Source organism: Testudinibacter sp. P17/SS/0325 (assembly GCF_053570765.1).
The window spans coordinates 277,947-290,527 of the sequence record NZ_CM131635.1; the positions used below are offsets into that span (position 1 = coordinate 277,947).

The following is a 12,581-nucleotide window of genomic DNA, read 5'->3' on the forward strand; positions in this document are numbered from 1 at the left end:
ATCAACTGCCGCCAAAGCGCCGCTCACGCTGTTGAAAGGCGTTCAAGGCTTTGGCAAATTCCGCTTCGTCAAAATCCGGCCACAACACCGGGGTAAAATACAGTTCGGCATACGCCGCCTGCCAGAGTAAGAAATTACTGATTCGCTGTTCGCCACTGGTGCGGATCAACAAATCGACCGGCGACTGCTGCGCCGTCACCAACTGTTGCTCAAATACACTCGGCGTAATCTGTTCCGGTTGCAATTGACCGCACTTGACCTGTTGCGCCAACGCTTGTGCCGCTTGCACAATATCCCACTGCCCGCCGTAATTGGCGGCGATATTCAAAATCATACCGCTGTTATCGGCTGTCAATGCTTGCGCTTCGGCAATTTTTTTCCGTAACGACGCACCGAATTGGCTGACATCGCCCAAAATCTGCAACTTGATGTTATTTTTATGCAGCTTGCCGACTTCCCGTTTCAACGCCAACATAAACAGCTCCATCAAACCATTGACTTCGCTTTGCGGTCTGTTCCAATTTTCGCTGCTGAACGCATATAACGTCAGTGATTGAATGCCTTGCCGCGCGGCAAAAGAGACGCTTTTGCGCACCGCCTTAACCCCGTTTCTATGCCCGACCAGGCGCAATTTGCCCTTTTCTTTCGCCCAACGTCCGTTGCCGTCCATAATAATGGCAACGTGTTTTGGCAAATTAGCCGACTGTACTGAGTTTGGCGTTTCGTTCATGTTGTTATCTGTCAATGATCCGCTAAAAATAGCTCGTTAAAAATAATCGACTCACTATATCACAAGCCGGAAATAACTAAAAAAGTTAAATCAATTCCCGAACCAACTGTTGTGCCGAGCGACGCGCCTGACGATCGATGTCAAACACATCCTCTATCTGTTTGATTGCGGAAGCCGGAAATTGTTCCACCGTTTGCCGATTAACACGCTCGATCTCGCTAAAACGGATTTTCCCTTGCAAAAATGCCGCAACCGCAATTTCGTTGGCGGCATTCATCGCAGTGGTGGCATATTGTCCGGCGGCAAAGCCGTCGATTGCCAGTTTTAAGTTGGGATAACGCTGATAATCCGGCTCGATAAAGGTTAATTCTTTGATTTTAAAGAAATCTAACGGCGCAACGCCGGCAAAAGTGCGGTCAGGATACGCCATGCTGTGTGCAATCGGGGTGCGCATATCGGGGTTGCCCATTTGAGCCAGCACACTGCCGTCGCGGTAACGCACCATCGAATGAATAATCGACTGCGGATGGATAATAATTTCCATCTGCTCGGCGGAAGCGTTAAACAACCAACGGGCTTCGATATATTCCAAGCCTTTGTTCATCATGGTGGCGGAGTCGACCGAAATTTTATGCCCCATCGACCAATTCGGGTGCGCCACCGCTTGCGCCGGCGTGATCGCGGCAAAATCGGCAAGTGCGGTATGGCGAAACGGCCCGCCCGAACCGGTCAGAATAATGCGATCAATACCGCTTGCGTGCAATCGGCAATGCCCGATCCGTTGCTGTTCAATCTGTGGCAAGGCTTGGAAAATGGCGTTATGTTCGCTATCGACCGGCAATAAGGTTGCGCCTGATTTCGCCACTTCATCAATAAACAGTTGTCCGCAGGTGACCAACGATTCTTTATTCGCCAGCAACACGCGCTTGCCGGCTTGAATTGCCGCCAAAGTCGAACGCAATCCTGCCGCACCGACAATCGCCGCCATCACGCTGTCCACCTCAGGGTGTGCCGCAATTTCACAAATCGCCTGCTCGCCGCTCAACACTTCTGTTTTGACCGCACTTTCGCTTAACCACTGTTTAAGCTGCTTCGCCGCGGCGTTATCCGCCATCACGGCAAAGTGCGGTTGAAATTCATGGCATTGCCGTGCCATCAGCTCGGCATTGCGCCCGCCAACCAACGCAAACGCGCGGTATTTTTCAGGATTGTGTTCAATCACCGACAACGTGCTTTTACCGATCGAACCGGTCGAACCAAGAATCACAATATTTTGTTGCATAGATCACCGTATTGAATTAAATAGTCGCAGTCTAATCATATCGATTAGTTGCTGAAAACGTTGCATTTATTTTCCCCTTCTGAGCTGCCCGAGCGTGTGTGAAATTTGTAGGGAAATTTTTTTGTTTGAGCGAAGCGAGTCTGCCCGCAACGCGGGCGAATTAAAAATTTTCCGTTAAGCAAATTCACACTAAGCGAGGATTAGCAGCACAATAGGGGCGTGTTTCTTTTGCTTATCTTTTCTTTGCACGAGCAAAGAAAAGTAAGTCGCCATCGGCGAAATACGATAGCAAAATACCATCGTTTGAGAAATAGCCAAAACCAAAAGTGCGGTTATCAAGCCTATGACAACCGCACTTTGATGAAAATTAAGCCTTAAACCGAATTAAAATTCCATCAGCTCTTTTTCTTTTTCTGCCAACGCCTCATCGACTTTCTTCACATAGGCATCGGTCAGTTTTTGAATTACGTCCTGTGCTTTGCGCTCATCATCTTCGCTGATCTCTTTGTCTTTCAACAACGCCTTAATTTGATCATTGGCATCGCGGCGAATATTACGCACCGCCACTTTCGCCTGCTCGGCTTCACCGCGCACGATTTTGGTCAAATCACGACGGCGTTCTTCGGTCAATGGCGGCAACGGCACGCGAATAGTCGTACCTGCGGAAGACGGATTCAAACCTAAATCCGAAGTCAGAATCGCTTTCTCCACCGCTTGAATCAAAGAGCGGTCAAACACGCTCACCGCTAAGGTGCGCGCATCTTCCGCCACCACGTTGGCAAGCTGGCGCAACGGCGTGGCCGAACCGTAGTATTCCACCTGAATGCCGTCTAACAGGCTCGGGTGCGCACGTCCGGTTCTGATTTTGGAAATTTGGCTCTTGAAGGCTTCAATGCTTTTTTCCATGCGTTGTTCGGCATCTTGTTTAATTTCGTTAATCACGCTGTTTTCCTTTCTTTTTTATCAATGTTCCGTAAACGGCTATTTTTAACCTATTCTGCCCGACAAATCAAGATTCGTGGCAAATTAACGTGCCTTCCGGCTCGCCTAGAATCACGCGTTTTAACGCGCCCGGTTTATTCATATTGAACACGCGGATCGGCATATTGTGATCCCGTGCGAGGGTGAACGCCGCCAAATCCATCACTTGCAACTCTTTTTCCAACACGTCTTGATAGCTCAAAGTGCGGTATAAATTGGCATCGGGATTTTTTGCCGGATCACAATCATACACACCGTCCACCTTGGTCGCTTTCAGCACCGCATCCGCTTCGATTTCAATCCCACGCAAACAAGCGGCGGAATCGGTGGTAAAAAACGGATTGCCGGTACCGGCGGAGAAAATCACCACCTGCCCTTGGTTTAACAAGCGGATCGCCTGTGCCCAGCTATAGGTATCACACACGCCGTTCAACGGGAATGCCGACATCAGCTTGGCATTGATATCGGCACGGTGCAGCGAATCACGCATTGCCAAACCGTTCATCACCGTCGCCAACATCCCCATATGGTCGCCGACCACACGGTTCATACCGGCTTTTGCCAGTTTTGCGCCACGGAATAAGTTACCGCCACCGATAACTAAAGCAACTTGTACATCTAACTCAACCAGCTCTTTGATTTCCAACGCCATGCGATCTAACACCGACGCATCAATTCCGAAGCCTTCGTCACCTTGCAGGGCTTCACCGCTTAATTTTAATAACACACGTTTATATGCCGGTTGCTTGCTCATTTTCTGTTCCTCGCTGTGTTTAAAATGCTGATGAAATTATCGTATTGTACAATAATTTAATAACCATTTTTGACTGAATAACATTCATTAAAAAGGCGAGTTACCTCGCCTTTTCGATTGATTATACTTTTTGCATCGCTGCGACTTCAGCAGCAAAGTCGGTTTCGACTTTCTCGATTCCTTCACCCACTTCAAAACGGATAAAGCCGGAAACGTCAGCACCTTTTTCTTTCAACAATTCGCCGACAGATTTAGACGGATCCATCACAAACGGTTGACCGGTCAGAGAAACTTCGCCGGTGAATTTCTTCATACGACCTTCGACCATTTTTTCTGCGATTTCACGCGGTTTACCGGATTCCATGGCGATAGCCACTTGGATTTCGCGCTCTTTAGCCACAACGTCGGCAGATACATCTTCCGGTTTCACGAATTCAGGACGGCTTGCCGCAACGTGCATTGCGATTTGTTTAACCAATTCTTCGTTTGCGTTAGTTGCCGCAACCAATACGCCGATTTTCGCACCGTGCAAGTAAGAACCAACCACATCGCCGCCGATGGCAGCCACACGGCGGATATTCATGTTCTCACCGATTTTCGCAACCAGTGTCGCGCGCTCTTCTTCAAATTGCGCTTTCAACACGTCGACATCGGTGATTTTGCCAGCCAATGCAGCGTCGGCAACTTTATTTGCCAATGCCAAGAAACCGGCATCTTTGGCAACGAAGTCCGTTTCGCAGTTCATTTCAACCAACACACCGTAACCGCCGTCGACACGCGCCAAGATAACGCCTTCCGCCGCGACACGACCGGCTTTTTTCGCCGCTTTCGCCTGACCGGATTTACGCATGTTATCGATTGCTAATTCGATGTCGCCATTGGTTTCAACCAAGGCTTTTTTACATTCCATCATACCTGCGCCGGTACGCTCACGCAGTTCTTTTACCAATGCCGCTGTAATATCAGCCATTTTTTAATCCTCTTGTCCGTGCAACCTATTGTAAAACAAGCGCACTTTGAATAAAAAAGCAGGGAACATAAAGCCCCCTGCTAACCAATTAATTTGTGTGGTTAATAAGGGCAAACAGCCTTATTACCGATAACATTATTCAGCTGCTGCTTCTACGGCTGCTTCCGCTTCGACAAAGCTTTCTTCTGTTACGGTTGGGTTAGACTGCGCACGACCTTCGTTGACCGCCGCCGCTGCCGCGCTCAAGTATAATTGAATCGCACGCGCCGCATCATCGTTACCCGGGATAATGTAATCCACGCCATCCGGGTTAGTGTTGGTATCCACAACCGCAAATACCGGAATACCCAAGTTGTTGGCTTCTTTGATTGCAATGTGTTCGTGATCGGCAGCGATAACAAAAATCGCATCCGGCAAACCGGACATATTTTTGATTCCGCCTAAACTTAATTCCAGTTTTTCCATTTCACGCGCACGCATTAACGCTTCTTTTTTGGTTAATTTTTCAAAAGTGCCGTCTTGAGATTGCGCTTCCAAATCTTTTAAACGTTTGATTGACTGACGAACGGTTTTCCAGTTAGTCAGCATACCACCTAACCAGCGGTGGTTTACAAAGTATTGGTTACAGCTTAATGCCGCTTCTTTTACCGCTTCAGTTGCCGCACGTTTGGTACCGACAAACAATACTTTACCGTTGTTGCCCGCAATGCGAGTCAACTCAACCAAGGCTTCGTTGAACATCGGAACGGTTTTTTCCAAGTTGATGATATGAACGCCGTTGCGTGGTCCGAAAATGTAAGATTTCATTTTTGGATTCCAGTAACGGGTTTGGTGACCGAAATGTACGCCTGCTTGCAGCATATCGCGCATTGAAACTTGTGCCATAATAATTCCTTATATAATTGGGGTTTAGCCTCCACATATCCTGTCGCATCGACCGTTTGGCACCCCGACTGACAGTGTATGATATGTGTGTGAAGTCTTAGTTAATCATAATGCCATTCCGACTGTTCGGAATAACGGCGCATTTTATACCATAATCAACCGGAAATTACCAGTGAATTAGCGCAACAATGCGCAAGTCTGTTGGAAAAAATCCCCGTTAACAAGCGGGAATTCAGGCTGATAACAAAGTCTCTTTCTCGAATAATTTCCCTCCCTCCGCACGCGGAGGGAGAGAAGTAAGTTTGTCAGCAACATCAATCCCCACTAAAAAGCGGGGATTGATGTTGTAAAGTGCGGTTTTTAAAACTGATCGCGCTGTTGGATAAAGTCCTGATTGATATCAATGTCGGCTTGGTTGCGCAATGATTGAATCAAACTGTTGTAGGTTTGCAGCTGTTTGGCTTGTAAATAACTTGCCGCTAACGCACGTTGTTGATTGTTTTCCGCCACACCGTCGCTGACTTTGACTAACTCCGCCAGATAGACATCGCCTTTGCCGTCCTGCACCGCTTTATACGTCGCTTTGCCGTCGGCGGTTGTCATCGAGAAAATGCCCTCGCGTAATTGCGGATCTTGCATTGAAGCATAGACAACGGTTTCCGCATTGCTTGCCAAACTGATACCGTTCGGCAAACTCACATTTTGTTTGTTTTCCGCTTGGTTGAATTGTTCCGCCAAGGCTTTCACTTGCGTTAACAACACATTTTCGGCTTTTTGCCGTTTCAGCAAGGTTTCAATATCGGCTTTAGCTTCTTCCAAGGTTTTAGTACCTGCGGCTTTATGATCGATCACACGTATAATCACCGAATGCTGATCGCCGACATTGATCGCTTCCGAATTCATGCCCCCTTGCAATAAATCGGTATCGAAAATGTTGTACACCACATTGGAGAAGTTAAGTGCGGTCGGCACGTCTTGACGCGAAAAATAATCGGTCTGCTGCGCTTTCTTGCCGACCGCACTTTCCACATCTACCAACGAAGATTGGTTCTCAAACGCTTTTTCCGCCGCTTGTTTTTCCAAACGGAAGAACGCGCTCGAAGTCAGTTCATTGCGGATGGTATCCACAATTTGACTTTTCACTTGTTCCAGCGGCAAGGTTTCGCCTTGGCGCCGCTCTAACACTTTAATCAAATGGTAAGCGCCATCGACATTAACCGGCTGGCTCACATTGCCAATCTCGGTGGCATACGCCGCTTGTTCGAACGCTTCCGGGAATGAACCGTCATTTGCCCAACTCAGATCGCCGCCATTGACCGCCGATAATTTATCCTGCGAATACTGTTTTGCCAAATCGGCGAAATCCGCACCGTTTTGCAATTGCCGTGCCAGATCTTGCGCCAAGGCTTGATCGGCAACTTGGATATGCGCCAAATGTTGGCTTCCGCGTCCGCTAAACTGGGCTTTATTGTCTTGGTAATATTGCGCCACTTCGACGTCGCCGACGTGAATATTTTTTTCCACGTCAGGGCGCGCGATGTCGATATATTCCACTTTCACCAACTCCGGCACCATAAATGCCGCTTTGTTGGCATTATAATACTGTTCAATCTCTTGCTCGCTAACCTGTTGTTTTGCCGCTTCCGTCGCCAGAGGAAAAGCGGTTAACCGCACTTCACGTTGTTGGAAGATTTGTTTAATCATTTGATTCAGCTGTTCTTCGCTCAAGGTTTCCGAACCTAATATACCGTTTTGCAACTGTTGCATCGCAATGGTCGCACGCAAGGTTTGCGCATAATAGTCAGAACTAATGCGGTTAAAATGCAAGAAGTTTTGATAGGTTTCGTTGTCGAATTTGCCGTCTTTTTGGAAGTTCGGACTGCTGACAATCGCACGCTTGATCTGTTCATCGCTGACCGCTAAACCGAGTGATTGCAAATATTGTCCCAACAGGGCTTCATCGATCAAGCCGTTGAGCACATCCCGTCTGAAATTAGTTTCAAATTCCGGCGAATCCATCAACAAGGCAAATTGCGAGCCCATCTCTTGGCTGAATTGGCTGTTTTGTTGCTGATAGGCATTTTGAAAGGTTTGCTGGCTAATTTCTTCGCCGTTTACCGTTGCCGCCGCGTTATTCACCGTCGAACCTAAATAAGTGCCCACGCCGCCCAGCACAAACGAAATCGCAATTAAACCGAAAATGATTTTCCATAACCAGCCGCCTACGCCGCCGCTCAGTTTTTCCATCATAATGTATTTTCCTGTCGCTAAACTTAAAATATTGCCGAATTATAGGCGAAAGCCCGCCGTTATGCACGTATAGATTATCTCCGTACGCGGCTTTTCATCCATTTGACATAAAAAATAAAAAGCCAAAAACTGACAGAATTTGGCTTTTCGGATATTAAACGGATTAATTCACGATTTGTGACGGTTGCGGCTTGCCGCCGCGTTTTTTACCGGCAACCACCGCTTTTTTGACTTCTGCCACCGCCGGAGTCACCAACTGAATGCCTTCCGCCGGATTTTGCAACGCCAACGATAAAACCTCATCGATGGTTTCGACTGCGCGAATATCCAAATCCGCTTTGGCATTTTGCGGAATCTCTTCCAGATCTTTGACGTTATCTTTTGGAATCAGCACCAATTTAATGCCGCCGCGATGTGCCGCCAGCAGTTTTTCTTTCAAACCGCCAATCGGCAACACCTTGCCGCGCAGGGTGATTTCCCCGGTCATTGCCACATCGGCGCGCACCGGATTACCGGTCAGGCTGGAGACAAGTGCGGTACACATTGCAATCCCCGCGCTCGGTCCATCTTTCGGTGTGGCACCTTCCGGCACATGGATATGAATATCGCGTTTTTCATGGAACTCGGAATTGATACCTAAACGTTCCGCTCTTGAACGCACCACCGTCATCGCGGCTTGAATTGATTCTTTCATGACATCGCCCAATGAACCGGTATAGCTCAATTTACCTTTGCCGGCGACGGAAGCCGCTTCAATCGTCAGCAGATCGCCGCCCACTTCGGTCCACGCCAAACCGGTGACTTCGCCCACACGATTTTCCGTATCGGCCCTGCCGTATTCAAAACGCTTCACCCCTAAATACTCATGCAGATTGTCGGCATTCACCACCAATGATTTCAGCGTTTTGTCCAATAACAGATTTTTCACCGCACGGCGGCAAATTTTGGAAATTTCCCGTTCTAGTGAGCGCACGCCCGCTTCACGGGTATAAAAGCGGATAATGCCGAGAATCGCGCTGTCCTCAATGCTCAATTCGCCTTTCTTCAAACCGTTGCGTTCCATTTGTTTGGCAACCAAATGGCGGGTGGCAATATTGAGTTTTTCGTCTTCGGTGTAACCCGACAAGCGAATCACTTCCATCCGATCCAACAACGGCGCCGGAATATTCATTGAGTTTGAAGTGGCAACGAACATCACGTCGGACAAATCATAATCCACTTCCAAATAGTGATCGCTAAACGTGGTATTTTGTTCCGGATCTAACACTTCCAACAACGCCGACGCCGGATCGCCACGCATATCCGCCGCCATTTTGTCGATTTCATCCAACAAAAACAGCGGGTTTTTCACCCCGACTTTACACATTTTCTGGATCAGTTTGCCCGGCAATGAGCCGATATAGGTTTTACGATGTCCGCGAATTTCCGCTTCATCACGCACCCCGCCCAACGCCATGCGCACGTATTTACGCCCGGTCGCATTGGCAATAGACTGTCCGAGTGAGGTTTTCCCCACGCCCGGCGGGCCGACCAAACACAAAATCGGACCTTTGACTTGATTTAAACGGCTTTGTACCGCCAGGTATTCCAAGATCCGCTCTTTCACGCGTTCTAAGCCGTAATGATCGGAATCCAACACCTTTTGCGCGCGCGCCAAATCTTTTTTTACCTTGCTGCGTTTATGCCACGGCACTTGCACCAACCATTCGACATAACTGCGCACCACGGTGGCTTCCGCCGACATCGGCGACATCATGCGCAATTTCTGTAATTCGGCTTCGGCTTTCTCGCGCACTTCAATCGGCATTCTGGCTTCTTCGACTTTCAAGCGTAATTGTTCGATTTCATCGTTATGATTGTCTTGTTCACCCAGCTCTTTCTGAATGGCCTTAATCTGTTCATTCAAATAGTAATCGCGTTGGCTTTTTTCCATTTGTTTTTTAACGCGACCACGAATCCGTTTTTCCACCTGCAAAATATCCAATTCGCTTTGCATGGTGCCAATCAGCAACTCGAAACGTTCAACCACATTGTATTTTTCCAACAATTTCTGTTTGTTTTCCAAGGCAATCGGCATATGCGCCGACATGGTATCGCTCAAACGCTCGGAGTCATCAATGCCGCGTAGGGCGCTCACCACTTCCGGCTGGACTTTTTTATTCAATTGCACATAGGAATCAAACTCTTCCAACGCACTGTTTTGAATCACTTCCAATTCCTGCTCATCGCCGCTCACACTGTCGATAATCTCAATATCCGCCATCAGCAGCCCGTCATCATGAAATTGGAGGATTTTCGCCCGTTTTTGCCCTTCCACCAGCACTTTTACCGTACCGTCCGGCAATTTCAGCAATTGAATAATATTTGCCAGTGTCCCGACGGAATAAACATCGTCGTAGCTCGGATCCTCTTGTTCCGCTTGCTTTTGCGCCACCAGCAACAACTGTTTGCCGCTTTCCATCGCTTTTTCCAAACTACGGATGGATTTTTCCCGTCCCACAAATAACGGCATCACCATAAACGGAAACACCACTACGTCACGCAGCGGCAACACCGGGATATGGGTTTGTATGGTTTGTTCTGCACGCATTCTTTATCTCTCTTGTTGCTAAAATGGGAATTAACGGACTCTATATTGGGTTATTCGGCGGAAATCTCAAGGATTATTTACCCTTTTGATCAAAATTTCTCAGCTAAAATAAAAGTGCGGTTTTCCGTTGGAGTAGAAAACCGCACTTGCTTCAACCGCTGCTAACTGGCTTGTTCCAGCCGATACTCCAGTTTCGGCGGCTGTTGTTTGGCAATAACATCCTCATCAATCAGCACTTTTTGCAGGTTATGCAATGACGGCAGATCATACATCGTATCCAGCAACACCGCTTCCACAATCGAACGTAAACCACGGGCGCCGGTTTTGCGTTTCATGGCTTTTTTCGCCATTGCCACCAACGCGCCCTGAGTGAATTCCAGATCGACATCTTCCAGTTGGAACAGCGCCTGATATTGCTTGGTCAGCGCATTTTTCGGTTCGGTCAGAATTTTAATCAAGGCTTCTTCATCCAGTTCGCTCAGGGCGGCAACCACCGGTAAGCGCCCGATAAATTCAGGAATCAAGCCGAATTTAATCAAATCCTCCGGTTCCACCTGTTTCAACAATTCGCTGATCCCGGCTTTGTCTTTTTCGCCTTTCACTTCGGCGCCGAAACCGATACCGCTCTTCACATTGTTACGTTGATCGACCACTTTATCCAAGCCGGCAAATGCGCCGCCGCAGATAAACAGGATTTTCGAGGTATCGACGCGCAAAAATTCCTGTTGCGGGTGCTTTCTGCCTCCTTGCGGCGGAATCGAGGCAGTGGTGCCTTCAATCAGTTTGAGCAACGCCTGCTGTACGCCTTCGCCGGATACATCGCGGGTGATTGACGGATTATCCGATTTGCGGCTGATTTTGTCGATTTCATCGATATAAACAATGCCGCGCTCGGCTTGCTCGACTTTATAATCGCAGCGTTGCAGCAATTTTTGAATGATATTCTCCACATCTTCGCCGACGTAACCGGCTTCGGTCAAGGTGGTGGCGTCCGCCATCGCAAACGGCACATTCAGCATTCTTGCCAACGTTTCCGCCAACAAGGTTTTTCCGCTGCCGGTCGGACCGATTAACAGAATGTTGCTTTTGCCCAGCTCGACATCGCTTTTGATGTCGCTGCGTAAGCGTTTATAGTGGTTATATACCGCCACCGCCAACACTTTTTTGGCATGATCCTGCCCGATCACGTAATCGTCCAGATGTTTGCGGATTTCGTGCGGGGTCGGCAGCTTGTCTTGCAGCGGCTCAACCGCACTTTCAGCGGCAGCGTTTTCTTGCTCGTCTTTTTCCAGCAAATGGTAGCAATCTTCGATACATTCATTGCAAATGTAGCCGGCAACGCCGGCGATCAGTTTTTCCACTTCGTGCTGTTCTTTGCCGCAAAAAGAGCAATGATGTTGTTTCTCGTTCGACATAATGTTATCCAATTAAATGCGTTGCGTTAATACTTCGTCCACCAAGCCGTAATTTTTGGCTTCTTGTGCCGACATAAAATTATCCCGCTCGGTATCGCGTTCAATTTTATCCAACGGTTGTCCGGTATGCTGTGCCAGACGCTGATTCAGAGTGTCGCGGATTTTCAAAATTTCTTGTGCGTGGATCTGAATATCCGACGCCTGTCCGCGATAACCGCCCAACGGTTGGTGGATCATCACCCGCGAATGCGGCAGGGCAAAACGTTTGCCGGCGGTACCGCCCGCCAATAAAAACGCGCCCATCGAACAGGCTTGTCCGATACACAGGGTGCGCACGTCCGGTTTGATAAACTGCATGGTGTCGTAAATCGCCAATCCGGCGGTCACGACTCCGCCCGGTGAATTGATGTACAGATTAATGTCTTTTTCCGGATCGACCGACTCCAAATACAGCAACTGGGCGACAATCAGGTTTGCCATATTGTCTTCCACCTGCCCGCTTAAAAAAATAATCCGTTCTTTTAACAAACGCGAGTAAATGTCATAGGCTCTTTCGCCGCGTGATGTTTGATCCACCACCATAGGGACTAAACTCATTTTTTCCTCTACTTAAAAATTGACACAGAATTTTGTCATTCTACCGAAAAATCACCTAAAAAACAGGCTAATCCCGATTTTTAACCGACCGAAAAACAAAAAGTGCGGTCATAAACCGCACTTTGAC

10 protein-coding genes are annotated in these 12,581 nt (G+C 48.2%); all 10 read right to left on the reverse strand.

All coding sequences use genetic code 11. The features are described 5' to 3' along the window. Position 1: 1 nt before the first annotated feature. The 10 genes from uppS to clpP all read right to left on the reverse strand — a co-directional run bounded on the left by uppS (position 2) and on the right by clpP (position 12,454). Positions 2-730, reverse strand: coding sequence for a polyprenyl diphosphate synthase (gene uppS, locus ACWA50_RS01315; protein WP_431053543.1), 729 nt, complete (start codon positions 728-730; stop codon positions 2-4). Positions 731-815: 85 nt separating this feature from the next. Next, positions 816-2,012 carry a 1-deoxy-D-xylulose-5-phosphate reductoisomerase gene (ispC, locus tag ACWA50_RS01320; protein ID WP_431053544.1) on the reverse strand — a complete coding sequence of 399 codons (1,197 nt, stop codon included), beginning with the start codon at positions 2,010-2,012 and terminating at the stop codon, positions 816-818. A 384-nt stretch (positions 2,013-2,396) separates the two neighbouring features. Beyond that, the gene (frr, locus tag ACWA50_RS01325) at positions 2,397-2,954 is read right to left on the reverse strand and encodes a ribosome recycling factor (protein ID WP_431053545.1); all 558 of its coding nucleotides are present in this window, start codon (positions 2,952-2,954) and stop codon (positions 2,397-2,399) included. 67 nt (positions 2,955-3,021) lie between these two features. After that, the gene (gene pyrH / locus ACWA50_RS01330; RefSeq protein ID WP_431053546.1) at positions 3,022-3,747 is read right to left on the reverse strand and encodes a UMP kinase; all 726 of its coding nucleotides are present in this window, start codon (positions 3,745-3,747) and stop codon (positions 3,022-3,024) included. Between the two features lie 121 nt (positions 3,748-3,868). Beyond that, positions 3,869-4,717, reverse strand: a complete 849-nt coding sequence (gene tsf, locus ACWA50_RS01335; RefSeq protein ID WP_431053547.1) for a translation elongation factor Ts — start codon at positions 4,715-4,717, stop codon at positions 3,869-3,871. 135 nt (positions 4,718-4,852) lie between these two features. Continuing rightward, the gene (rpsB, locus tag ACWA50_RS01340) at positions 4,853-5,602 is read right to left on the reverse strand and encodes a 30S ribosomal protein S2 (RefSeq protein WP_431053548.1); all 750 of its coding nucleotides are present in this window, start codon (positions 5,600-5,602) and stop codon (positions 4,853-4,855) included. A gap of 360 nt (positions 5,603-5,962) precedes the next feature. Beyond that, positions 5,963-7,852 (reverse strand): SurA N-terminal domain-containing protein, encoded by a 1,890-nt coding sequence (locus tag ACWA50_RS01345; protein ID WP_431053549.1) that lies wholly within the window; start codon positions 7,850-7,852, stop codon positions 5,963-5,965. Between the two features lie 163 nt (positions 7,853-8,015). Next, positions 8,016-10,442 (reverse strand): endopeptidase La, encoded by a 2,427-nt coding sequence (gene lon / locus ACWA50_RS01350; RefSeq protein ID WP_431053550.1) that lies wholly within the window; start codon positions 10,440-10,442, stop codon positions 8,016-8,018. 161 nt (positions 10,443-10,603) lie between these two features. Beyond that, a complete protein-coding gene (clpX, locus tag ACWA50_RS01355) occupies positions 10,604-11,857 on the reverse strand; it encodes an ATP-dependent protease ATP-binding subunit ClpX (RefSeq protein WP_431053551.1) in 1,254 nt (417 codons plus the stop codon). A gap of 12 nt (positions 11,858-11,869) precedes the next feature. After that, complete coding sequence (gene clpP, locus ACWA50_RS01360) at positions 11,870-12,454, reverse strand: ATP-dependent Clp endopeptidase proteolytic subunit ClpP (RefSeq protein WP_431053552.1); 585 nt, start codon at positions 12,452-12,454, stop codon at positions 11,870-11,872. Between the last annotated feature and the right edge of the window lie 127 nt (positions 12,455-12,581).

What these genes read in the sequence shown, in the direction of transcription:
- clpP (WP_431053552.1), bottom strand. Translation starts at nt 12,454, where the DNA reads ATGAGTTTAGTCCCTATGGTGGTGGATCAAACATCACGCGGCGAAAGA.
- uppS (WP_431053543.1), bottom strand. Translation starts at nt 730, where the DNA reads ATGAACGAAACGCCAAACTCAGTACAGTCGGCTAATTTGCCAAAACAC.
- pyrH (WP_431053546.1), bottom strand. Translation starts at nt 3,747, where the DNA reads ATGAGCAAGCAACCGGCATATAAACGTGTGTTATTAAAATTAAGCGGT.
- clpX (WP_431053551.1), bottom strand. Translation starts at nt 11,857, where the DNA reads ATGTCGAACGAGAAACAACATCATTGCTCTTTTTGCGGCAAAGAACAG.
- tsf (WP_431053547.1), bottom strand. Translation starts at nt 4,717, where the DNA reads ATGGCTGATATTACAGCGGCATTGGTAAAAGAACTGCGTGAGCGTACC.
- ACWA50_RS01345 (WP_431053549.1), bottom strand. Translation starts at nt 7,852, where the DNA reads ATGATGGAAAAACTGAGCGGCGGCGTAGGCGGCTGGTTATGGAAAATC.
- lon (WP_431053550.1), bottom strand. Translation starts at nt 10,442, where the DNA reads ATGCGTGCAGAACAAACCATACAAACCCATATCCCGGTGTTGCCGCTG.
- ispC (WP_431053544.1), bottom strand. Translation starts at nt 2,012, where the DNA reads ATGCAACAAAATATTGTGATTCTTGGTTCGACCGGTTCGATCGGTAAA.
- rpsB (WP_431053548.1), bottom strand. Translation starts at nt 5,602, where the DNA reads ATGGCACAAGTTTCAATGCGCGATATGCTGCAAGCAGGCGTACATTTC.